The following is a 22,904-nucleotide window of genomic DNA, read 5'->3' on the forward strand; positions in this document are numbered from 1 at the left end:
GCGGCCAGGATTGGGTCCGTTCCTACCGGTTCAAGGACGGCGGTTCACGGTTCTACGTCTGCAAGGAGTGCGACTCGCTGTGGTGGTCCAAGCAATCTGTGGGGATTGCACGCCCAGACTTCGTCGATGAGGTTGTGGCCGGGCGCTTGGGCGTCAGCGGTAACCCCTGGGGAGAGGGAGCCTGGGGAGACGTGATGGAGCCTGCGCCGGAAAGCGACTGAGCCGCGAACGACGCCGTTTCCCGATTCTAGGTTCGAAACTCTGGCCCTCGGATCGGCCCACCCCTCGTCCAAAGCCGTCGGCGCGATCAGCGGCAGACGAGTACAACGCTGCGTTGCTGGTAGTTCGCTTCTACGGGCTGCGGAGTTCCCCGTTTCCCGCCCTCGCCGTCGTGGATCTGCACTTGGTTGTGTGCCGTGCCCGGTGCGCCATCACTTGTGCTCCGTGCTGGGCGTGCGGTGTATGCCAGGGAGTCGAACCCCTGCGCCTGCCCTTGGCGCGCCAAGAAAGGAGCCGATTTACCCGCCGGCTCTCGGGTTCGTGCACGCCTCCACGTCGGCTACCTGCTCCGCGCCTGTCAATCGAGCAGGTCGGCCTCCCAGTTGGTCCGCTGGATCAGCGTGTCTACCTCGCGGAGCTGCCGGGCGAGGTCGTCCGCCTGGCGCCGCAAGTCGGCCACTGGTAGCGCTGGGACCATTTTCAGTTCGGAGCGCAACTGCCGGAACCCACGCTGGCCTTCGCCGGCCGCCGCGTCAGCCGCCGAGGTGAGGATGCCGTGCCGCAGGCGCAGGATGTCACGGCGGGCGAGCGCGTCGGTGAGGGTGCCGCCCTCGACCGTGGTGGCAGCGTTGGTTCGATTGATTCGCCGGATCAGCGACTCGAATTCATCGAGCACCGTGCCGGCCTCGGTCAGCAGCGCCGCGGCGTCCTCCGCCGGTGTCTCACCCTCCTGGTAGCGCGCGCTGCCGGCGATCCGGGAACGAAGCTGTTCAGCGCGTCGTGATGCAGCTGCCCGCAGCGCGAGAGCCTCGGCAAGTTTCATGGACACCAGTATGGCGGGCCAAGATCAAAACGGCGCGGCGATATCCTGCCTGATCCAGGAGCGGGCGTGGCGGCCACCCTGCAACGGACGTCCTTACCCGGATCCGCGGGAAGCGCGGCCACCGCACTGAGCAATCCCGCACGACCGGCGTATGAGAGTTCATATCGCGATCATGCTGGGCCGTGCCGCCATGGGAAGATCGTCGGCTTCACCTTGGAGTCCGCCGTCGCACGGCAGCGGCGGTTGAGTGCGGTCAAAGCTCCCCACAGTAGGGCGAAGGCGATTCCATTGCGGGTCGAAACAGACCAATCCCCGCTATGCTGCCTTCTGAGCTGCCGCTGCAGAGACCTCCTCCGCCCTGCTGTAACGCATGGCGAAGTAGATGATGGGCCCACTCGCATTAGTCATCAAAGGTCCGTCAGACCAAGGGCTGATGTCTTCCTCATCCTCGGCCATGTCGATCCATCGGGCCAGCAGCGCTATGACGCATTCGCGGATTGCCGGCGTGGGCGGAACATCATCCGAGCTGCCGAGGTACTTGTCGTAGAGACGCTCGAAGGCGCCACCTGCATCGGCTTCAGCCGGGCTCTTGCCCTCCCAAACCGCAAGTCATACGTCATGCATCTTCCCATCCAGCCCGCTAGAGGGACTTCTTGAGCGAAAGCGTAGCGATGCGAGGCCGAGGGCGGCAGGAGTGACTGGTCGGGCTCGTGGACTACTCGGTGAAGGACCAGTTGGTGAGCCTGCAGCGGTAACTGCGAGCGCTCTATGCGGCTAGATGAGGACGCAGCCGGCCGCGTACAGGAGTACTGCGATCCAGGTCCCCGCCGGGACGGACTCGTCTATGTTCGCCGAATGAGCATGAGTCTCTGCCTGGTGAAACTCTCTCCGGCGATCGCCCACCGCATCCAGACGGCACCTGATCTGCTAGACCAGCTGGCCATGTTCCACCGCCGACGCCCTGAGCGACAGGCAGATGCGTCTGGACAGCTGGCGAAAAATGGGCATGACCACCGCCGCCGATGGCCTCGGCGAGCGACTTCGCGGCCAGATCCGCGTCGATAATTACCCATGAATAGCTGTTCTGGGTTCTTGTATATGGTCGGCGGCTCGCCCCTGCCGTCGAATTTGGTTAGGGTCGCTAGGTCAATCCAACCCGCAGCGCGCAGGATTTTGTTTTGCCTAGCGCAGCGAGGCTTATGGCTGCACACTCAAGCACGACCGCGAAGGCACCCCCAACCGGTCATGTAGACGACAAAGCGTCCCGGGCGGCTGGGTGGAAAGAGTCGGGCGCCTGCCCGGCTACTGGCGAGCAGTGATCATCTGCACCGGAGGCCTGGACTGTCGGGGCGACACGTCACGGGCGCTCACCGGCTCGCTCAGCGCGAGCTGATCGCCGCCAGGCCACGACGACGGCGATGGCCACCCCGACGATGGCGCCCAGCGTGGCGAACGTCATGTCCTTGTGCGCGTCCCACATGTCGCCCTGCTGGCCGTTGTACGCCTCGGCCGCTCCGGGTGCGAGCGTCATCGCGATGGCCCACTCGAACAGCTCGTACAGCGCGCTGGTGGAGAGGACCACGTCGACCGCGAGCAGGGCGGCCCAGCGCGCCCGCAGGCCGCGCCACTCCCGCAGGGCCCGGAAGACGACCGGGCCGAAACACAGGCCGTAGGCGGCATGCACCAGGCGGTCGAAGTGGTTACGGTGCCAGCCGAACACGTCGGCGGTTCGGAAGCCGAACAGGTGCTCGGTCCAGTCGTCGTAGGGCACGAACGAGTAGATCCACCGCGCTGCGATCGTGTGCAGGGTCAGGAAGATCAGGATCAGCAGGAACGAGACGTACGGCAGCGGGCGGCGCCGGTGCACCAGCAGCAGCGAGAGCAGGCCGAGCGCGGTCAGCGAGTGGTGCAGGGCCTGCTCGGCCGGGTAGATGGGGCGCCACCAGGTGGCCACGAGCACCATCAGGAACGCGGCCAGCGTCCACCGGTGTGCCTTCGACGAGGCCGGCGTCGCCCGGCTCGCCGGCTCCAGCAGCAGCGCGACCCGACCCCCGTGATCATCCACGACGATCAGTCAACGGGGCGCTGATCTCGAAGCTGTCACGGGTCGGCGGCAACCTCCGGTCAACCGCCGTGCCAAGGAGCCGGGTCTTCCGGGCGGCGCGGAGAAGCCGGGCGAACGGCGCCCGCGGAGCCGCTCGTGCGCGCAGTACTTGCCGGTCGAGTTCGTCTTGGTCCGGGCCTCGCCTCGGTTGCGGGTGGCGGGCAGGAGTTCGTCGAGGACCGCCTGGCCGATCACACCGATCAGGCGGTCACCGGCCTCGATGATGATCCCGACAGCGGCGGTGCATCGTCGGCGGCGGATCAGTGCGGTCCCAGGACCCGCCCACCGAACGCCATGTCCGATTCTCGCCAGCCTTTTTTGATGAGTGCTAATAGCGTCGTTCCGTGAACTGGACTGCCTATGCGACTTATCTCGTGTTTGCCCTCACTGTGGTGCTGATACCCGGTCCTGACTTCGCGGTGGTGGTGGGGAACACCATGTCGGGCGGGCGTTCGCGAGGGATGTGGTCGGCCGCGGGCGTTGCCTCGTCGAACGCCGTTCAAGGCGTCGTCGCCATGGCCGGGCTCGGTGCCCTGGTCATGCGAGCGCAGCCCGTCTTCGCAGTCGTGAAGTGGGTGGGAGCGGCCTACCTGATGTATCTGGGCCTGCGGTTGCTGCAGGCGGCGCGGAGAGGGAGGTACGCGCTGCCGGGCTCGGCCGCCGTCGAGCACGCCGCACGGCGAGGTTGGCGTCAAGGCTTCCTGTCGAACATCACCAACCCGAAGGTCCTTGTCTTCTACGTGGCAGTTCTACCGCAATTCCTGACGCCGGGTGCGGGCCCGCTGTCGCTGATGCTGTTCGCGCTGAGCCATGCGCTACTGTCCCTGACCTATTTGCTGACCCTGACGGCTGTGATGCATCGCGTCCGCCGGATCCTCGCGCGCAGGAAGGTCCGTCGTTGTCTCGACGCGACAACCGGCATTGCCATGATCGGATTCGGAACCCGGCTGGCATTCGAACGGTGACAGGAAGGCACTCTTCTCAGCAGATTCGCGCACCGGCGCCTCCGGTCGCGGGAGCGCCGATCCCGATGGGGCGCTCGCCGGAGCTCCCGGCCAGCGCCTCCCAGAACCGTGGCCGCAGCCGCCGAGCAACTCGCCGGTGCGGTGCGCGAGGGGCTCGCGATACACCTCAGCGCCGGGGTCGGTCAGCGTGCCGAAGTAGCCGATGATCACCGCGCGTATGGCCCACACACGGACGCGCCGGAGACCCCCGTGGTGCGAGGGCCTCCGGCGAGGCGGTTCCTTGCGGTGGATCAGGATCCGTGAAGGATCAGGTTGCCCGTGTCCGCGTCGCCGCGTTACGAGCCGCTTATTTCGCTGGCGCGACGTTTGCGGCGTCGCATTCCCTACGGCTTTATCCCGCTGGCGTTTCGTTCAGACCCAGATTACGCAGGATGTTATCGCGGTTCGGGTTTCCGCGCAGCGCGGTCAAGGACTTCAAGCGGCCCAGCAAGGTCGTGGACGATGCGGGGCATTTCAAGTCTTGAATCGCCGACAAGGTCTTCTCGAAACGTTGGATGCGGCTTTCCAGGTCCGTTCCACTCGGAAGGTTCGCATTCTTGAGCGCTACCTGCGCGTTCACCTGCGCTTGAGTGGGCGGGCAGCGACCGGGAACATTCACCCCGGTGGGGCCCACGCGGTCGGCCGTCGCGTTCGGATCGCCCGGGCTGAAACCCAGCGCCGGCACCAAAGCGTTGATGTTGCCGGAACCGGCTCCGGCGTTCCCCGTCGCTCCACCCGCGGCCGCGTCACCGGATCCTGCACCGGCGGCTTTGTCCGCCGGCGTTTCGTTCAGACCCAAACCACGCAGGACGTCATCGCGGTTCGCGTCTCCGCGCAGCGCGGTCAAGGACTTCAAACGGCCCAGCAAAGTCGTGGACGATGCGGGGCATTTCAAGTCCTGAATCGCCGACAAGGTCTTCTCGAAACGTTGGATGCGGCTTTCCAGGTCCGTTCCACTCGGAAGGTTCGCATTCTTGAGCGCTACCTGCGCGTTCACCTGTGCCTGAGTGGGCGGGCAGCGACCGGGAACATTCACCCCGGTAGGGCCCACGCGGTCGGCCGTCGCGTTCGGATCGCCCGGGCTGAAACCCAGCGCCGGCACCAAAGCGTTGATGTTGCCGGAGCTGGCTCCGGCGTTGCCCTGTTCGGCGGCCTGACCCATCCCCGTGCCGACCGCGAGCGCCGAACCGAGCAGCGCTGCGGCGGCACCTCCAATCACCAGCTTGCGCGTCCGGCTGCTGACTCCGCGTCGATAGCTGCTGACTCCGCGTCGATACATGCACGGCTCCTCTTCGTTTCGGTACTGCTTTGGCCGAGATACACGAGGTTTCGGTCTTGCTTGTGCCAAGAAATACGAGCAATGCGTTGGCAGCAGTTCATGACGCTGAGCAAGCGATCCTTAAAGTTTCTTTAACGGACTCCCGGGGCGTGCAGTCGCAAGCATCGTCGCGCCCACGTCCGCGGCGTCGCTCTTGGCGAACGCGTCGGCCCTGGTGGCACCGAACTGCTGGAGGACGGCCGCGCAGTCCTGGGATGACGCGTTGCCGGATGCGTGGCCCGCGGCCGCGTCACCGGATCCTGTGGCGGCGAACGCCGCACCAGCCATCATCGCGCCGACACCGGCGACAATCCGGCCATCCGGCCGCGCCTGAGACTCAGTGGACGAGGCAGAACGGGTGGCCCGCCGGATCGGCGAAGACCGTGAAGTGCTCGGCGATGTGCAGGGAGCGGGCCCCCAGGCCCACCGCCCGGGACTCGGCCGCAGCCAGGTCGGTGACGAGCAGGTCGAGGTGGGCCTGCTGGGGGCGGGCCGGGTCCGGCCACCGCGGCTCGCGGTACTCCTTGACCTGCTGGAACCGCAGAAGGGCGGGCATCCCGCCGAGCAGCCCGGCGTAGAAGCGGGCCAGCGCCCCGGCGTCCGGCGCGTCGATCGTCACGGTGAACGGCAGCGAGTCGTCGCCCGCGCACAGGTCGAACGGGTGGCCGGCCGGGTCGGCCAGGGTGATCCCGCGCGGGCCGTCGGAGAGCAGCCGGGCACCGAGCCGGATCGCCCGCCCCGCCTCCACCCGCGGCTCGCCGACCCGCAGGTCCAGGTGGAACTGCTGCGGCCAGTCCTGCCCGGGCCAGCGCGGCTGCACGTGGTCCGGCGCGCGCTGGAACTCGATCTCCTGCCCGCTCGGGTCGCGGATCCCGAACCGGTCGGCGTCTTGCCGCACCACATCCCACCCGGTCAGCCCGGCGTAGAAGGCCCCGACCGCGTCGATGTCCACCGCGTCGAAGATGACCAGGTCGAGCCGGGCTACCGCATCCATCCGCCCATCCTCCTCTCCTCCTGGGCTGCCGGTCCCGGCGCGGTGGTGTGGGCCTCGGCGTTCCGCCGGTCCCGCCGCGTCCGGCTTGGCATGCTGGACGAGGTGCGGGCCTGTCTTCTTCTCGCGGTCGCGGCGCTGGCCGGGTGCGGCACGGCGCCGCCGTCGCCGGAATCGGCGAAGCCGTCCCCGCCGCCGCGGGTGAGCGCCACGTCATCGGTGCCGGTCCGCACCGCCGCGCCGGCCAGTTCCGCCGCCGACGCCAGTTCGGGCTGGGAGATCACGGTCTACTACACGGCCGTCGAGCGGTTCCACACCGGCGCGCCGACCACGGTCACCGGATGTCCGCGACTGGACTGCGCGCACGGCACCGCCGACCTGGGCACCTTTCCGGCCGACTTCGTGCAGGCGGTGCAGGACGAGGGCACCGGGCGGACCACCGCCGGGCAGTACCTGAACTGGTCCTACGACGTCGGCTTCTGGCTGGACTCGGCGCCCCGGGACACCGATGGGGACCGGCTCACCCCGTTCGTCTCGGCCGCCGCCGACCCGAACGTGCTGCCGGACGGTACCCGGTTCCGGATCAGCGCCTGCGGCAGCCAGGACGACGGCTCGTCGCCGCCGGCCGCGATCTGCGCCGCGCTGCGCGACGCGGCCTGGCAGATCACCGACGAGTTCACCCCGGGCCTGGGCGGCTCGCGCCACCTCGACGCCTACATCGGCCCGGAGACCGGACCCGGTTTCACCGACTCCGACTGGTACCTCACGCTCACCGGCGCGGCCATCACGATCGGCTGAATTGTCAATTCGTGGACGGCTCGGTATCTCCCGGGCCGGACGGCGCTCCGTACCTGGTGACCCACCAGCACAGAGGAGCACTCATGACCGAGCTCGTTGACGCCCGCCTGGTGTCCGGCGCGAACCCGAACGCCGGGAGCGATGACGCCGCCAAGGGCACCCAGCAGGACATCTACTTCTTCACCTCGATCGAGGACTTCCCGCCCGGAGTCGGCGATCTGAGCCTCACCCACGACGACGCGCAGGGCTTCTACGACTACGTCAAGCAGTTCAACACCCCGAACGGCTGGTACCGGGACGGCAACGTCGGGCAGTGGATCTACGAGGAGACCTACGACAACTGGCAGGACGACTACGGGTTCGACGCCGCGAAGGTGGTCTACCACTCCGGGCACGGCGGGATGGCCAGCAACGGCGTGTTCTCCATCCCGGTCGGCAACGACTGGGGCGGCGACCACTGGACCAGCTCCAACGACATGCGGCTGGGCAACGAGTACGCCCGGTACGTGTTCTGGTCCACCTGCGAGTCGGTCCGGGTCAAGGGCGGCCACAGCCCGATCCGCACCTGGTCGACCGCGAACCTCGGGCTGCGGATGATCCTCGGCTACGAGACGGTCAGCGTCGACAACGGCAACTACGGCCGGTACTTCTTCGAGGAGTGGAACAAGGGCAAGTCGTTCAGCACCGCCTTCCTGGACGCCTCCTGGCGGATCAGCCACGGCCAGGAGCCGGCCGTGACCGCGTGCGGGGCGACCCAGGCCGAGGCCACCGACCGGCTGTTCAACGAGCGGCTGTTCGACGCCGGGCGGGCGAACACCGCCTGGTGGTGGTGGCGCTGGTACGACCGGGCGTCGCTGCGCGCCCGCACCCTGGCCGTGCCGCGCGGCACCCGGTCGGCGAAGTTCAGCCCGGCCGGCGTCCACGACCTGGCCGCGGCCTGGACCGACCGGTTCGACGGCTCGGCCAGGGTGGTGCTCGGCGCGAGCGGCACCCGGGAGATCACGCTGGCCCCGCCGGCCGAGACGTACCAGGAGCTGACCGACGACGAGGCAGTCGCCGTGGCCCGCCGGGCGGTCGAGCAGTACCGGCTCGCCGAGCACGCCGAGCTGGCCGTCGACCACATCCGCTACGACCGGCACGCCGGCGCCTCCGCGGACGAGCGGGTGGAGCCGCGGATCCGGGAGCGCACGGTCGGTTTCGTCCAGCTGATCGACGGCACGCCGGTGGTCAGCCCGGACCGGGGCCGGCTGCAGGTGCGGGTGGACAACGAGCGCAACGTGACCGCCATCGCCGACTCCACCCGGCCGGTCGCCGACCTGCGCGACGCCCCGGCCGCCCCGCCCGGCAACGCCGAGCGGGACGTCGAGGAGCTGTTCAGCGCGGCGCTGCAGCGCCGGTTGCGCCGGGCCGCGTCGAGCGGGCGGGTGCCGAGCGCGGTCCGCGAGGTGCCGGAGTCGTCCGAGGTCGGTTACGCCGTCCGCGGCAACAACGCGGTGCTGGTGGCACGCCGTGAGGTCGAGGTCGACTTCGGCCAGGGGCTGGCCAAGCGCTACGTCCTGGAGGAGCCGATCTCCTGACCGGCGCCGAGGCCGGGCGCCGGCGCTTGCCCGGTGCCCGGCCTCGCTTCTTTCCTTCACAGGCTTTCCGGTACGCGGTGAGCCCCGTGCCCACCGACCGGTTCGACGACGTCCCCGGTGTCCGGCACCCCGAACCCGACGGTCTCCGCGGCGCCGTCCCGGCCGTGGATCCGGAAGTCCCGGAAGAGGATCGGCACCCCGGCCGCGGTGAACGGGTCGGCCCGGTCCATCACCTGCACGTGGACGTGCGGCTGGGTGGAGTTGCCGGAGTTCCCGCAGCGCCCCAGCACCTGCCCGGCCGCCACGCTCTCCCCCGGCCGCACCGCCACCGTGCCCTGCCGCAGGTGGGCCACCACCAGGAACCCGCCCTCGGCCAGCTCGATGATCACGTGGTTGCCGGCCAGTCCCCGCGCGCCGGCCCGGGCCCGGGCCGCCTGGGTCAGCGCGTACCCGGCCCGGGAGACCAGCGAGCGCCGCGCCACCAGATCGGGCACCCCGTCCTCCGCGGCGCGCACCCGGCCGCCCGCCGGGGCGAGGATCTCCTGGTCGAAGCCGTAGAACCGGTCGACCGGCTCGACACCCAGCACGCTGCGCCAGTCCCGCACCGGCGCGGTCCGCCGGTCCCGCACCGCGACGAAGTCGATCGCGTGGCTGGCCCCGAACGCCGCGGTCCCGTGGCTGGGCACCCGGCGCGCCGGGCTGTTCTCGACGAGCCAGGTCCCCCGGAACGGCAGTCGCAACACGATCGGCATCCGCTCAGCGTGCCCACCCCTCGCAACGCGTGGCACGGCGGAGCGGCGGGCGTACCGAAAGATGGGGAAAGAAGCCCGGCGCGGGCCCGCGGTCCGGTGCGCGCCCGGGGCCGGCCAGGGACCGGCCCGGGGGTGACCAGGGGCCGGCACGGGCTCGAAGCGGGGCGGGTGACGGGCAGTCTTCCAGCTGTCAGAGAGAGCCCGATCCGAGGGAGCCGGCCATGTCCACCATCCACTTCACCGAGACCAGCACCGCGACGCCCGAGCAGCTGCTGGCCGGGATCACCGATTTCGGCCCGGGGCGGCAGGAGCTCTTCGCGAACAGCTCGGACGCCGGCCTGCGGGTGCACGGCTCCGGCCCGGACTGGGCCGACGTCACCGAGGGCGCGGGCGGCGTCTGGGAGCGGCTGCGCTACGACTGGTCGGATCCGCGCCGCATCGTGATGACCACCACCGACTCCAACCTGTGGGGCGGGAACTCCGGGCACACCTACACGCTGACGCCGCTGCCGGACGGCACCACCCGGCTGGACGCGGTCGTGGTGCGCGACGGCAAGAACCTCAAGGGCAAGGTGACCGGGCTGCTGCTCGGCTCGGTGGCGAAGGGCGCGCTGGGCAAGGCCCTGCACAACACGGTCAAGGCGATCGAGGCGCGCCACGCGGTCGCGCGCTAGCCGCGGTCCCGGGGCGGGCCGGCGTGGTCGGCGGGGCAGAAGCGGGGGGCGCGGCGGTGCCCGGCCGGGACGCCGGCGCTGACTGGAGCGGCGGCCGGGCGGCGCGGTGGGCGCTCGCCCGGGCAGATGTCGGCGCGGGCCGGCAGCGGGCCGGACAGGGCGGCGCGGCCCAGGTCGGCCAGGGGCGCGGCGGCGTGGCCGGCCGGGGCGATCACCACGGCGTACCGGAAGGCGATGGTGCGGCCCGGACGCAGCGCGAACCCGGCGGCGTCGAACGGCGCCGGGCTGAGACCGGCCGGCCAGCGCGGCGGGTGTGCCAGGTTGGCGGCGTCGTCGACCACCACGACGGTGGCGTCCGGGGTGTGCCCGGCCTGCCACTCGGCGCGGGCCGCGGGCCGGGCGGCGATCCCCGGCAGACGCAGCGCCGGGCCGGTCAGCGGCAGCGGGCGGCCGGTCACGTTGGTGATGGTGTTCTCCAGGAGCAGCAGCCAGCCCCGGCCGGCCGGGGCGGCGGTCAGCGACCGCCACTCGTCGATGGCCGGCCAGCTCAGGTGGTGCGCGACGGTGGCGCCGGCCGGGGTGGCGGAGAGCTCGGTGAGCGTCAGGTGGGTGGCGGTCCCCGGGTCGGCCAGCGGCGGCTGCCAGCTGACCGGGACGGGCAGGCGGCCGCCGGTCAGGCCGGGGCGGGGAGCGCCGTAGGTGTAGACGACGAGGGGGTCGTCAGCTGCGGAGATGGTGACCGAGCGGTGGACGGTGAGGGCCGCGCGCATCCGGCCTCCTCGAAGCTCGAACATATTCTGACGTGTTCGCTCACGAACAAGCAGAGTCAACCTTCCCCGTGGGAGTCCCGTCAAGGCGGTTGCCGCTAACGGCTAGATAACGGGCAGCTCGGACAGTATCCGAACAAAAACCAACAGCAACCGCCGGCGAGTCAGCGACTGCGGACCGTGGTCAGATCGGCGAGACCGGAAATGGTCAGCAACGGGGAGAGCAGCGGCCCGGCGATCACCTCGATCCGCTCGGCGTGCTCGAACAGCGCGGCCAGACCCGCGCTGTCCAGATACTCCACCGCGGTCAGGTCGACCAGCAGCGGCTGACCGTCGACCGGGCGGGCCTCGCCGAGCGCCGCGGCGAAGGACTCCGCGTTGCTCATGTCGATCTCGCCGACCGCGGTGAGCACGACGGCGCCGGCGGCGTCCTGGCCCGTGGTCAGCGTGAGCGCGGTGGTCATCAGGCGATCCTCGTCTGCATGTCGATGATGGTCCCGGTGGTCCCGGTGGTGATCGTGACGTCACCCATGAAGGCCCGCATCAGCATGATGCCGCGACCGCGGTGCGGGTTGTCACCCGGCCGCGGCACCTTCCACCGGCCGGTGTCCGAGACGATCAGCCGCAGCATGTCCGCGGTGGCCGCGGCGCGCAGCTTGATCAGCCCGCCGGTCAGGTCGCGGTGTCCGTGCTCGATCGCGTTGGCGCACGCCTCGCCGGCCGCGACCAGAACGTTCTGCGCGGTCACCTGGTCCACCCCGCAGCTCTCCAGCCAGCCGCGCAGCGCGGTCCGGATCGGGGCCAGCCGGGACGACTCGGCCGGGAACTCGATCTCCAGCGGGCCGGGCTGGCGGTAGAGCAGCAGCGCCACGTCGTCGTCGAACCCGCCGGCCGGCGCGAGCCGCTCCATCACCTCGGTGGCCAGGTCCTCGATCGGGGTGCGGCGGCCCAACTGGACCGCCTCGGCGGCCCGGTCGATGCCGGTGGTCAGCGGCTGCCGGCGTCGCTCGATCAGGCCATCGGTGTAGAGCAGCAGGGTGGTGCGCGGCGCCAGGTCGAACTCCGCCTCCCGCCGGGCCTGGTCCGGGCGGATCGCCAGCGGCCGGGACCGGCCCTGGTCGAGCAGGTGGGTGGTGCCGTCGGCGAGCGCCGCGATCGGCGGCGGGTGCCCGGCCGCCGAGTAGCGCAGGTGGCCGGTGGCCGGGTCGAGCACGCCGCAGAACACGGTGGCGCAGCTCGCCCCGGGCAGCAGGGCGGCGAACCGGTCGAGCGCGGTCAGCGTCTGCGCCGGGCTGGTGTTCTGCAGCAGCAGGGCCCGGCAGGCGGAGCGCAGCTGGCCCATCACGGTGGCGGCGCGCAGCCCGTGCCCGACGCAGTCGCCGACCACCAGGCCGATCCGGCCGTCCGGGAGCGGGATGGTGTCGTACCAGTCGCCGCCCACCTTGAGCGGCCGGGTGGCCGGCTCGTAGCGGACCGCGAACCCGATCGGCAGCTGCGCCGGGCCCAGGATGGCGCGCTGCAGGGCCAGCGCGGTCTCCCGCTGCTGGTCGATCTGGTGCACCCGGCGCAGGCCCTGGGCCAGGTGCCCGGCGAGCAGCGCGAGCAGCGTCTGGTCCTGCTCGGTGAACGGGCGGCGGTGGCTCAGCTCGACCCAGAGGACCATGGTGCCCTGCGGGTGCTCCAGGCTGATCCCGGCGCCCGAGTTGTGCTCGGTGACCGGGGTGAGCAGCGGCTTGTCGCGGAGCGTGAGCAGCCGGTCCTGCGGCAGGCCGGCCCAGGTCAAGGCGGGGTCGGTACTGATCACGGCGGGTTCGCCGGCGCTGTCGAAGACGGCGGCCAGCACGTACGACGCCTGCCACAGCCCGTGCAGCTCGTCGAGCGCCCCGGCCACCGCGTCGGCCAGGTGGTCCGCTTCGGACAGCCGCACGCTCAGCGCCGCCAGGGCGGTCTCCCGCTGGATCGCGTAGTGCTCGTCAGTCACGTCACGGAACGTCCCGACGATCACGCCCCGGCCGCTCTCCGGGTCGCGCACGTGGTTGAACGCGGCGGCCACCCAGAGCGTGTGCCCGTCCCGGTGCCGGACCGGGATCGTGTAGTCGCCGTGCCGCTGCTGCATGAGCAGGTCGAAAGCCGCCCGCACCTGGGCGTGGGCGTCCGGCTCGCGCTCCGCGTCCGGCCACCACGGGTGGACCGGGGCGTACGGGAGCCCCTCCGGGCCGAAGCCGAGCTTGTCGGTGAAAGCGGCGTTGATCTCGATGACCGCGCCGTCCTCGTCGCAGACGAAGAACGCCTCCTGCAGCGAGTCGACCAGCGCGGTACGCCACCGGGCGTGGTGATTGCGCAGCCGGGCCAGCTCCACGTTGGCCCGCACCCGGGCCAGCAGCTCGGCCGCCGAGAACGGCTTGAACAGGTAGTCGTCGGCGCCCGCCTCCAGGCCCTCGATCGACGCCTCCTCGCCGGCCCGGGCGGAGAGCAGCAGCACCGGCACGCCGGCCGTGCGGCTGTCCGCGCGCAGCGCGGCGACCAGCTCGAGCCCGTTCATCCGGGGCATCATCACGTCACTGACCACCAGGTCGGGCGCGTCGGCGCGGATCGCCTCCAGGGCGAGCCGGCCGTCGCCGACCGCGGTGACCCGGTGCCCGGCCGAGCGCAGCAGCCGGGTCAGGTAGTCGCGCATGTCGGCGTTGTCGTCGGCGACCACGACGTCGGCCGCGTCGCCGGCCGGCCCGCTCGCCACCGGCGTCTCCAACAGCGCGTCGCCGGGCAGCCAGCGGTTCGCCTCCTGCAGGAACGGCTCGACGGTGGCCGAGACCGCGGTCGCGGCGCCGTCGGCCACTACCGGGCCGGAGCCGAACGGGAGCCGGATCGTGAACACCGTGCCCTTCCCCGGCTCGCTGTCCGCGGTGATCGTGCCGTCGTGCAGCCCGACCAGCTCCTTCACCAGCGCCAGCCCGATGCCGCTGCCCTCGTGCGAGCGGGACCGGGCGTTGTCGATCCGGTGGAACCGCTCGAACAGCCGGGGCATCTCGGCCGGCGCCACCCCGATCCCGGTGTCGGCGACGGTGACCACCGCCCGGTGGTCGGCCGAGGCGCGCACCGACACCCGGATCGAGCCGTCGAAGGTGAACTTCAGCGCGTTGCTGAGCAGGTTGAGGACGACCTTCTCCCACATGCCCCGGTCGATCAGCACCGGCTCGGGCAGCGGCGGGCAGTCCACCTCGAAGGCGAGCCCGGCCCGCTCGATCGCCGACCGGAAGACGCTGGCCAGCTCGGCGGTGGTGGCGGACAGGTCGACCGCCTCGAAGTGCGCCTGCATCCGGCCGGCTTCCAGCCGGGAGAAGTCGAGCAGCGCGTTGACCAGCTTGCCGAGCCGCAGCCCGTTGCGGTGCATCACGTCCAGCTCGTCGAGGATCTCCTGGTCGGCGCCCGCCAGCCGGGCCCGTAGCTCGTCCAGCGGCCCCATGATCAGGGTGAGCGGGGTGCGGAACTCGTGGCTGATGTTGGAGAAGAACGTGGTCTTCGCCCGGTCCAGCTCGGCCAGCTCCTCGGCCCGCCGCTGCTGCGCCTGGTAACTGCGGGCGCTGGCGATCCCGGCGGCCAGGTGACCGGCGGTCAGCTCGACGAACCCGCGGTAGGCGTCGTCGACCGGGCGGTAGCGGTTGAGCGCGGCGACGAAGAACCCGTACGGCTCGTCGCCCTGCCGCAGCAGCGGCACGACCAGCGCCTCCCGGGGCGGGTCCGGCCAGGCCCCGGCCGGCAGGTCCGGCTGGGCCAGGGTGAGCAACCCGGGCTCCGGCGGCGCGGCCAGCATGCTCAGCGCGGCCGGGTGGTCCGCGGCGATCCCGGACGACGAGCGCAGCCGGGCCTGCCCGGTCTCGTCGAACAGGTAGGTGAGCGTGAACGGCAGATCCCGCAGGTTCCGCTCCAGCTGCTGGTTGGCGAAGGTGAGGATCTCCTGCTCGGTGCGGATCACGCTGGGGTCCGAGCCGAGGTCGCGCAGCGTCGCCATCCGCCGCTCGGCGATCACCCGGTCGGTGTCCTCGCTGACCACGCAGAGGAATCCGGCCAGCACGCCGTCGTCGTCGTGCAGCGGGCTGTAGGAGAAGGTGTGGTAACTCTCCTCCGGGTAGCCGGACCGCTCCAGGAACAGCAGCAGGCTGGCATCCCAGGTGGCCTGGCCGGTGTCCAGCACGTTCTGGATGCGCGGGCCGATGTCGCCCCAGATCTCCGCCCACACCTCGCTGGCCGGGCGGCCCAGCGCCCACGGATACTTGCGGCCCAGGGTGTCCCGGCGGTAGGCGGCGTTGCAGAAGAAGGTCAGCTGCGGCCCCCACGCCATCCACATCGGGAACCGGGACGAGAGCAGGATGCTGACCGCGGTCCGCAGGCTCTGCGGCCAACCCTCCGGCGGCCCGACCGGGGTCGCCGCCCAGTCGACCGCGGCGAGATCCCGGCCGACCTCGGCGTCGGCGGCGAAGACGTCGCTCACCTGTGCTGACTCCCCTTACCCGTCGTGCCGCGGACGACCAGTCGCGGGGGCACCACGATATCCCGCGTGGCGACCGCCCTCGCCTCGATCCGGTCCACCGCACGGGTGACCGCGTCCGTCGTCATCCGGCCGATGTCCTGTGCGACCGTGGTCAGATCGATGTGCCCGAGCCGGCTGAAACTGCTGTCGTCGTACCCGACCACGCTCAGCTCCTCCGGCACCCGCACCCCGCGCCGGCGGACCACGTCGAGCAGACCGGTGGCGCTCAGGTCGTTGAACACGGTCACCGCCGTCGGCAGCTCGTCGAGCAGGACCGCTGCGGCGCGGGCGCCGTCGTCCTCACCGGATCCACCGGGGATGATTTTCCGGTACGACGTCAGCCCGTGCCCTTGCATGGCCTCCTCATACCCCCGCCGTCGCTCGGCCGAACCGTGCCGCGCACCACCGTCGATGTGGGCGATCCGGGTGTGTCCCAGCCCGACCAGATGGTCGACGGCCAGCCGCGAGCCGAGCGCGTCGTCGGTGCGCACCACGTCCACGTCCCGCCGCCGCACGGTGCGCATCATCGCCACCACCGGCCGGCTCGCGGCCAGCGCGGCCAGCTCGGCGGCCGGCAGCTCCGGGCTGAACAGCACCAGCGCCTCGCACCGGTCGTCGAGCAGCTCGGCGACCGCGGTCCGCTCGTCGCGCCGGGGCGTCACCGCGCTCAGCGTCAGCTGGTAACCGGCCCGGCCGGCCGCGTCGTAGAGCCCGGTCAGCACGTCGACGTGGAACGGGTGCCGGACGTCGAACATCACCCCGAGCAGCTGGCTGCGGCCGCTGCGCAGCAGGCGGGCCCGGGTGTCCGGCCGGTAGTCGAGCCGGCGGGCCACCTCCAGCACCCGCTCCCGGGTGGCGGCACCGGCGCCGGGCGCGCCGCGCATCACGATCGACACCAGGGCGACCGAGACGCCGGCCTCGGCGGCCACATCGGCGAGGGTGGGCCTGCGCATCCGCCGATCTTAGGCGCTGTGACGCCGGGAACGTTCGCTCGCGCACGTCTACTAGAACGTTCTAGAGTCCGGTGCCGTGGAGACCCTCACCGCCGGCCGCCGCTGGGCGGCCCTGCTCGCCCTCGCCCTGGGCGGCTTCGGCCTCGGCCTGACCGAGTTCGTCGCCATGGGCCTGCTCCCGGAGATCGCCCGGGACCTGCTGCCCGGGCGGTACGCGGCCTCCGCCCCGGACGCGGTCGCCCAGGCCGGCTGGATGATCACGATCTACGCCCTCGGCGTGGTCGCCGGGGCGCCCACCATCGCCGCGCTCACCGCCCGCGTGCCGCGCCGCCGCCTGGTCCTCGGCCTGCTCGCGCTGATGGCCGGCGGCACCGCGCTGTCCGCGCTCGCCCCGACCTTCGAGCTGGTGCTGGCCGGCCGGTTCCTCGGCGCGCTCGCCCACGGCGCCTACTTCGGCGCGGCCGGCATCCTGGCCGCGACCATCCTCGGCCCCGGCAACCAGGGCAAGGGAGTGGCCCTGGTGATCGGCGGCCTGACCGCGGCGAACATCGTCGGCGTCCCGCTGATCACCGGCCTCGGCCAGGCGCACGGCTGGCGGGTGGCCTACCTCGCGGTCGCCGCCGTCTTCGCCCTCACCCTGCTCGCCGCCGCCCTGGTCGTCCCGCCGGTCGCCGCCGCGCCGGGCGGCTCGCCGCGCGCCGAGCTGTCCGCCTTCCGCTCCCCCACGGTCTGGCTCGCCGCCGCGGTCGTCGCCGTCGGCCCGGCCGGCTTCTTCGCGGTGAACAGCTACGTCGCCCCGGTCACCACGCACGTCACCGGCCTGCCCGCCGACCGGGTCCCGTGGATCCTGGCGGTGATGGGCCTCGGCATGACCGCCGGCATCGCGGCCGGTGGCATCGCCGCCGACCGCGACCTGCGCCGCGCCGTCCTCGGCGGCCTGGCCGGCCTGCTCGCCTCGGTCGCCCTGTTCGGCCTGCTCGCCAACCACCCGGTGGGCTTGTTCGCCAGCGCGTTCCTGGTCGGCGCGGCCAGCCTGTTCATCGTCCCGGCCCTGCAGGGCCAGCTCATGGTCGCGGCCCCGGGCACCCAGCTGATGGGCGCCGCCATCAACCAGTCCGCGATCAACCTGTCCAACAGCCTGGGCGCCGCGATCGGCGGCGCGGCGATCGCGGCCGGCTGGGGCTACCTGTCCTCGGCCTGGCTCGGCGTCGCCCTCGCCGCCGGCGGCCTGCTGCTGGCCGTCGCCCACTTCCGCCACGCCCCGGCCCCGGCCCGGGAGCAGCAGCCGGCACTGGTCTAACCGGGACGCGCCGCCTGGCCACGCGGCAGCCCGCCTGATCGGCGGCGCCGTCCCTCGGCCGCCGGGTCCGGGCCGCGCGGCGCGGCGCGGCCGGTGGCGAGCGGTGCTCGCGGCGTACCGCAAACGGGGTGACCGCAGCCCGGCGAACCGTGCCGTGCGGCGCACCTCAGGGGTGCGGGTCGTCGGCCTGACATCGCGAAACGGCCGCCGGCTGACGCCGGCGGCCGATCGCTTCAGATTCCTTGTCGCGCAGACCGCGCCCTACGACTGAGCCGGGTCAGGACTCCACCAGCATCGGGGCCGGGGCGACCCGGGCCCACTCCATGGTGGCGCGGTGCGCGAACCGGTAGATGTCCGACTCGGTGACCGACCTGCCGAAGGCGTGCTCGTGCGCGTGCGCCTCGGCGGTCATCACCAGGCGGATCAGGTCGGCGACCGAGCCGGGGTGCTCGCGGCACAGCTTCGCCGCGATCGACAGCTGCCGGTCGGAGACCTTGTTCAGGTACTCCGGCATGCCGGCCCGCCAGGCCCCCGGGTAGACCAGGTAGCCGGCCGGCAGGTTGCCCGGGCCGCCGAGCACGTCGAGGATCCGGATCGGGTCGACCTTCGGCGCCGGCGCGTTCATCCCGGCGTAGGCCAGCCCGCCGACCGCGAGCAGCACCACGACGAGCACCGCCATGGCCGGGTTGCCGCTGCCGACCGCGATGATGACCCCGAGCACGAGCAGCACCAGCCCGCCGCCGAAGAACGCGGTCATGCTGCCGGTCTCCGAGTTGCGCCGGTAGGCCTGCTCGATGGATTTGTGGATCAGGCCGTTGAGCACCGCGTCCTGGGGCCGCCAGCCGTCGGCGCGCGCCGGCACGCCTCGTGGTGCGTCCTGCGCCATGTCGTCTCCTTCCGTGGACTGCCCGCGCATATCGGCGCCCACCAGTCCCGGTTGAGCCTTTTCGCCCTTCCGACTCCCCTGGCCGCGAAGCCTCGGCGAGCAGGCCAGTCGCGGTCCCCGGCTGGCTTTCAAGGGTGTCTCGAGAGGCTCGAGACACCCTTGAAAGCCAGCCGGGGGCTTACGGCGCGGCCGCGACCGAAGTGGCAGCGGCCTCGCGCGGGCGGCGCGAGGCGAGCGCGGCGGACGTACCGGGGAAGGGTCAGGCCAGGAGGCACTCGCGCATCTGTTTGCCCGGGTTCCACTGGCCGACGATGCGGCTGACCGCCGGGTCGAGGACGTTGACGCTCTTGTTGCTGCGCATCTGGGTGCGGGCCGGGGCGGGCAGCGGCGGCGGGTCGGACATCTCGTTGCGGATCGCGGTGGCGGCGGTGATCAGGTTGACCGCGAGGGTGGCGCCGTCGACGTCGACCAGGATCCGGCCGTACTCCCAGCCGGCCAGGGTCAGGTCGAGGACCTCGAACATGTGGGTGAGCAGCGGGACCGTGGCGGTGGCCCGGACCGTGTCGGCGGGCTGGGCGCCGACCGCCTGGACCGCGGCGGCGACATGCACGTACGGATGCAGGCCGTGCGGCGCGGCGAACAGCGGCGACCGGAGCCGCTTGCCGGCGGCCTCCCAGAGCGGCCGGTAGTTGCGCCGGTCGGCCGGCATGCCGAGGGCGGCGCTCTGCGCGGCGACGTTCGCATAGGCGCTGTCGGCGAACTCGTGCAACACGGTCGCCGCGACGATCACCCCATCGACCCCGGCGAGCAGGGCGGCGGCCTGGCCGGCCTGGTCGGCGAGCTTGCCCGGGGCGTGGGGGCCGAACCGCTGCCGAAGCTCTCCCAGCAGCTGCTGCTGCCGCATCGGATCCTGCTCGATCCGCTTCTTACCGAGCCCTCGCAGCCAGCGCATGTCGCCTCGTTTCCACACCGCGTGCCGAACCGACGCAAACTCTAGAGGGCGGCGCGGCACGTCTTTCTGTCACCCTTGGTATTGCGTACGCCATGTGCGGCGCGTCCGGACGCCGCCACGCGGCGTGGCGGTTTGGGTGTGCCCGGACGGGGCATACCTGCCGGTCAGAGCGTCGAGGGGGTTGCGATCATGAGTTTTCTGGACAAGGCGAAGGACTTCATCGACAAGCACGACGAGCAGGTCGACCAGGCCCTGGAGAAGGTCGGCGACCAGATCGACAACCGTACCGGCGGGAAGTACCGCCAGCACATCGACAAGGCGGTCGACGAGGCGCAGCGCCGCACCGGAGCCGGCGACACCCGGCCGTGACGGCTCCCCGGGTCACCTCCCGACCGGGATGGTGGCCTGGAGGAAGATCGGCTCGGTGGTGGCCCAGGCGCAGTCGGTGGCCGGGACGCCGGCCGGCTGGTACATGACGCGCAGCTGGTAGGCGTCGCCCTCGGCGCGCAGCAGGAACCACCACGGGCAGCCGCCGGTCTCCTTGGTCGCCGAGTAGAGGTAGTTGCTGTACTCGAACGGTTTCCAGCCGGTGCGCCCGGCCAGGCCGGCGTAGAACTCCGCCACGTCGGTGCCGGTCGGCGGGGCGGTCAGGCGGCGGCTGACCGAGCCGAACGAGCTCGGCGTGCCGCAGGTCAGGCCCTCGACCGGGTCGTCCAGCCGGGCCAGGCGCGGGGTCTGGGTGAGGATCGGCTCGGCCCGGATGGCGCGGATCGCGGCCGGGTCGGCGCGGCAGCCGCTCGCCTTCGCCGCGTCCTCGCCGGACCGCAGCTGGACCCCGCCCACCACGGCGCCGATCAGCAGGACGCTGACCACGGCCGGGCCGGCATACGACCGGATCCATCTCGGAACGCTCACTCGGCTCTGTCTCCCGCTGCTGCGATCACCACCAGCGCAGATGATAGGACGCGGCTCCACTGAGGAATAGCAGCCGACCGGTCCGACTCCGCCAGGACAAGACCTTCGGCTTTCGTACGTCGTGAGCACGCGGCCGCCCGCCGTCGGTCCGAGATTGCCGGAGGCGATCCGCCCACCCCGCCAGTCCCCGCCGGCACAGCCAGTCCCCGCCCACCCAGGGGGCAGTCCCTGACGCCAGTCTGGCCCGAAAAGGTGCTCACACGCGGCGGGGCTGTGGACAACGCGCTGATGTGGATTGCGCGCCGACAGCATGTCAGCGGCGTGGGGTGCGGCTCTCGCGGGCGAGGAAGGCGCCGACGACTACCAAGCGCATGGACTGGCACGGGACTCAACGCTGAGGCCGTACCGGAACAGGGTCTTGATCAGGGCCAGCGGGACATGTGCTCGGCGATCAGCGCGCGCACGCGGCGGTGGAGGTCGCTGTGGTGGACTGCCGGCTGCGGCATGCCCTCGGCCTCGAAGACCGCCTCGGCGAAGGCATCGGCGTCGGCCGGCGGGGACTGGATCAGGCGCCGCGCGGCGGCCGGCGGCAGGCAGAAGCCGAGGCGCACGCACAGGTCGTTCAGCAACCACTCCACCTCGGACAGCCGGGCCATCGGCACAGTGTGCCATCTCGACGCGGCGCGGGCTGACGTGCCAGGATGTCGATGCAAACGTTTCCACTAACTGTCACGGACCGCAGGAAGGCACCCATGCCCGACCATGCCGAGCCCGCCGACCTGCGGGAAGCCGCCCTTCTGCTGCGCGACGGGGACGACGTCGCGGTGGCCACCCGGGACCTGGCCGAGGGCCGGGTGCTGCGGTACGACGGCCGCGAGCTGACCGTCCTGACGCCGGTGCCGCGCGGCCACAAGATCGCCCTGCGGGATCTGGCCACGGGGGCGCAGATCCGCAAGTACGGGCAGGTCATCGGCCGGGCGACGGCGGCGATCCGGGCCGGTGAGCAGGTGCACGCGCACAACCTGGGCATGGACGCCGTCGAACACGACTACGAGTTCGGCACCGGGCTCGTGACGATCACCCCGGCGGCCGCGGCGCGCACCTTCGAGGGCTTCCCGCGGGCCGACGGCACGGTCGGCACGCGCAACTACGTCGGCATCGTGACCTCGGTGAACTGCTCCGCCTCGACGGCCCGGATGATCGCCGACCAGTTCCGCGGCCCGGTCATGGACGCCTGGCCGAACGTGGACGGCGTCGTCGCGCTCGCCCACGACTCCGGCTGCGGCATGGTCCCGGCCAGCGAGGGCGGCCAGATCCTGCGGCGCACGCTGCGCGGCTACGCCGGTCACCCGAACATCGGCGGCCTGATCGTTCTTGGACTCGGCTGCGAGATGCTCGGCGTGCAGACGCTGCTCGCCGACCTGGACGCGCCGGCCGACACGCTGATCGAGCGGATGACCATCCAGGAGACCGGCGGCATCCGGGCCACCGTCCGGGCCGGCGCCGAGACCGTTCGCGGGATGCTGGACCGGCTCGACAAGCGCCGCCGGCAGACCGTGCCCGCGTCGAAGCTGGTGCTCGGGCTGAACTGCGGCGGCTCCGACGGATACTCCGGGATCACCGCGAACCCGGCCCTCGGCCACGCCTCCGACCTGCTCGTCGCCCAGGGCGCGACCACCGTGCTGGCCGAGACTCCCGAGGTCTTCGGCGCCGAGCACCTGCTCACCCGGCGGGCGGTCAGCCGGGAGGTCGGGCAGCGGCTGCTCGACCGGATCGCCTGGTGGCACAAGTACGTCGAGGCCGGCGGCGGCACGCTGGACAACAACCCGTCGCCCGGCAACAAGGCCGGCGGGCTCACCACGATCCTGGAGAAATCCCTGGGCGCGGTCGCCAAGGGTGGTTCCGCGCCGCTGACCGCGGTCTACGAGTACGCCGAGCGCGTCACCGAGCCCGGCTTCACCTTCATGGACACCCCGGGGTACGACCCGGTCTCGGTCACCGGCCTGGTCGCCGGCGGCGCCACCGTGGTCTGCTTCACCACCGGCCGCGGCTCGGTGCTCGGCGGCAAGCCCGCCCCGGTCATCAAGATCGCCACGAACTCGGAGATCTTCGAGCGGATGCGCGACGACATGGACCTGGACACCGGCGGCATCGTCACCGGCGCCACCACCATCGAGGCGGCCGGCGCCGACATCTTCGAAACCATCCTGGCCGTCGCCTCCGGCAAGCTCACCGCAAGCGAGGACCTGGACCTGGGCCGCGACGAGTTCGTCCCGTGGCAACTGGGCGCGGTGACCTGACGGTCCGGCCGGATCCGAAGCGGCCAGATCGCCGGTGCGACCA

General features: G+C 71.7%; 21 protein-coding genes. 8 read left to right on the forward strand and 13 right to left on the reverse strand.

Translation table 11 applies throughout. The features are described from left to right. Positions 1-577 precede the first annotated feature (577 nt). The gene (locus BJY16_RS36130; protein ID WP_185044041.1) at positions 578-1,042 is read right to left on the reverse strand and encodes a DIP1984 family protein; all 465 of its coding nucleotides are present in this window, start codon (positions 1,040-1,042) and stop codon (positions 578-580) included. Positions 1,043-2,399: 1,357 nt separating this feature from the next. Continuing rightward, on the reverse strand, positions 2,400-3,107 hold the full coding sequence (locus BJY16_RS36135; protein WP_239177291.1) for a DUF2238 domain-containing protein: 708 nt from the start codon (positions 3,105-3,107) through the stop codon (positions 2,400-2,402). Positions 3,108-3,242: 135 nt separating this feature from the next. Here BJY16_RS36135 and BJY16_RS36140 point away from each other — a divergent pair, with 135 nt between their 5' ends. After that, a complete protein-coding gene (locus BJY16_RS36140) occupies positions 3,243-3,494 on the forward strand; it encodes a hypothetical protein (protein WP_185044042.1) in 252 nt (83 codons plus the stop codon). Next, positions 3,491-4,111, forward strand: a complete 621-nt coding sequence (locus tag BJY16_RS36145) for a LysE family translocator (protein WP_185044043.1) — start codon at positions 3,491-3,493, stop codon at positions 4,109-4,111. Before BJY16_RS36140 ends, BJY16_RS36145 begins: the two co-directional genes overlap by 4 nt. 391 nt (positions 4,112-4,502) lie before the next feature. On the opposite strand, the gene BJY16_RS36150 is transcribed toward BJY16_RS36145, so the two are convergent. Further along, a complete protein-coding gene (locus BJY16_RS36150) occupies positions 4,503-5,429 on the reverse strand; it encodes a hypothetical protein (RefSeq protein WP_260418353.1) in 927 nt (308 codons plus the stop codon). A 376-nt stretch (positions 5,430-5,805) separates the two neighbouring features. After that, positions 5,806-6,462, reverse strand: coding sequence for a VOC family protein (locus tag BJY16_RS36155; protein WP_185044045.1), 657 nt, complete (start codon positions 6,460-6,462; stop codon positions 5,806-5,808). Between the two features lie 90 nt (positions 6,463-6,552). Here BJY16_RS36155 and BJY16_RS36160 point away from each other — a divergent pair, with 90 nt between their 5' ends. Together BJY16_RS36160 and BJY16_RS48740 are read left to right on the forward strand one after the other, a co-directional pair. Continuing rightward, on the forward strand, positions 6,553-7,257 hold the full coding sequence (locus tag BJY16_RS36160; protein WP_185044046.1) for a hypothetical protein: 705 nt from the start codon (positions 6,553-6,555) through the stop codon (positions 7,255-7,257). An 83-nt stretch (positions 7,258-7,340) separates the two neighbouring features. After that, positions 7,341-8,834 (forward strand): DUF6345 domain-containing protein, encoded by a 1,494-nt coding sequence (locus tag BJY16_RS48740; RefSeq protein WP_185044047.1) that lies wholly within the window; start codon positions 7,341-7,343, stop codon positions 8,832-8,834. Positions 8,835-8,890: 56 nt separating this feature from the next. Here BJY16_RS48740 and BJY16_RS36170 read toward each other — a convergent pair whose 3' ends face one another. Further along, a complete protein-coding gene (locus BJY16_RS36170) occupies positions 8,891-9,586 on the reverse strand; it encodes a M23 family metallopeptidase (protein WP_185044048.1) in 696 nt (231 codons plus the stop codon). Between the two features lie 221 nt (positions 9,587-9,807). Between BJY16_RS36170 and BJY16_RS36175 the strand changes: the two genes are divergently transcribed. Continuing rightward, positions 9,808-10,260, forward strand: coding sequence for an SRPBCC family protein (locus BJY16_RS36175; protein WP_185044049.1), 453 nt, complete (start codon positions 9,808-9,810; stop codon positions 10,258-10,260). On the opposite strand, the gene BJY16_RS36180 is transcribed toward BJY16_RS36175, so the two are convergent. From BJY16_RS36180 to BJY16_RS36195, 4 genes are all read right to left on the reverse strand, one after another. Continuing rightward, positions 10,257-11,030, reverse strand: a complete 774-nt coding sequence (locus BJY16_RS36180; RefSeq protein WP_185044050.1) for a DUF6807 domain-containing protein — start codon at positions 11,028-11,030, stop codon at positions 10,257-10,259. The genes BJY16_RS36175 and BJY16_RS36180 overlap by 4 nt on opposite strands. Before the next feature lie 161 nt (positions 11,031-11,191). Next, the gene (locus BJY16_RS36185) at positions 11,192-11,491 is read right to left on the reverse strand and encodes an STAS domain-containing protein (protein ID WP_185044051.1); all 300 of its coding nucleotides are present in this window, start codon (positions 11,489-11,491) and stop codon (positions 11,192-11,194) included. After that, entirely contained in the window at positions 11,491-15,516 is a 4,026-nt protein-coding gene (locus BJY16_RS36190) for a SpoIIE family protein phosphatase (protein WP_185044052.1), read from the reverse strand. Before BJY16_RS36190 ends, BJY16_RS36185 begins: the two co-directional genes overlap by 1 nt. Next, positions 15,513-16,508: a LacI family DNA-binding transcriptional regulator gene (locus tag BJY16_RS36195; protein WP_185044053.1), complete on the reverse strand. Its 996-nt coding sequence runs from the start codon at positions 16,506-16,508 to the stop codon at positions 15,513-15,515. The genes BJY16_RS36190 and BJY16_RS36195 overlap by 4 nt, the downstream gene beginning before the upstream one ends. A 76-nt stretch (positions 16,509-16,584) precedes the next feature. Between BJY16_RS36195 and BJY16_RS36200 the strand changes: the two genes are divergently transcribed. Next, positions 16,585-17,808, forward strand: coding sequence for an MFS transporter (locus BJY16_RS36200; RefSeq protein ID WP_185044054.1), 1,224 nt, complete (start codon positions 16,585-16,587; stop codon positions 17,806-17,808). A 277-nt stretch (positions 17,809-18,085) separates the two neighbouring features. Here BJY16_RS36200 and BJY16_RS36205 read toward each other — a convergent pair whose 3' ends face one another. Both BJY16_RS36205 and BJY16_RS36210 read right to left on the reverse strand, forming a co-directional pair. Further along, positions 18,086-18,694 carry a hypothetical protein gene (locus BJY16_RS36205; protein WP_185044055.1) on the reverse strand — a complete coding sequence of 203 codons (609 nt, stop codon included), beginning with the start codon at positions 18,692-18,694 and terminating at the stop codon, positions 18,086-18,088. A gap of 259 nt (positions 18,695-18,953) precedes the next feature. After that, the gene (locus tag BJY16_RS36210; RefSeq protein WP_185044056.1) at positions 18,954-19,646 is read right to left on the reverse strand and encodes a hypothetical protein; all 693 of its coding nucleotides are present in this window, start codon (positions 19,644-19,646) and stop codon (positions 18,954-18,956) included. A gap of 189 nt (positions 19,647-19,835) precedes the next feature. Here BJY16_RS36210 and BJY16_RS36215 point away from each other — a divergent pair, with 189 nt between their 5' ends. Beyond that, complete coding sequence (locus BJY16_RS36215) at positions 19,836-20,015, forward strand: antitoxin (protein WP_185044057.1); 180 nt, start codon at positions 19,836-19,838, stop codon at positions 20,013-20,015. A 12-nt stretch (positions 20,016-20,027) separates the two neighbouring features. Here the strand turns inward: BJY16_RS36215 and BJY16_RS36220 are convergent, their stop codons facing one another. Together BJY16_RS36220 and BJY16_RS36225 are read right to left on the reverse strand one after the other, a co-directional pair. Next, positions 20,028-20,561 (reverse strand): hypothetical protein, encoded by a 534-nt coding sequence (locus BJY16_RS36220; protein ID WP_185044058.1) that lies wholly within the window; start codon positions 20,559-20,561, stop codon positions 20,028-20,030. Between the two features lie 422 nt (positions 20,562-20,983). Beyond that, positions 20,984-21,217, reverse strand: a complete 234-nt coding sequence (locus BJY16_RS36225) for a hypothetical protein (RefSeq protein WP_185044059.1) — start codon at positions 21,215-21,217, stop codon at positions 20,984-20,986. 96 nt (positions 21,218-21,313) lie between these two features. On the opposite strand from BJY16_RS36225, the gene BJY16_RS36230 reads away from it, so the two are divergent. Further along, the gene (locus tag BJY16_RS36230) at positions 21,314-22,861 is read left to right on the forward strand and encodes a D-arabinonate dehydratase (protein WP_185044060.1); all 1,548 of its coding nucleotides are present in this window, start codon (positions 21,314-21,316) and stop codon (positions 22,859-22,861) included. Positions 22,862-22,904: the final 43 nt, after the last annotated feature.

It is taken from the genome of Actinoplanes octamycinicus, from assembly GCF_014205225.1.
Classification (GTDB): Bacteria; Actinomycetota; Actinomycetes; order Mycobacteriales; family Micromonosporaceae; genus Actinoplanes; species Actinoplanes octamycinicus.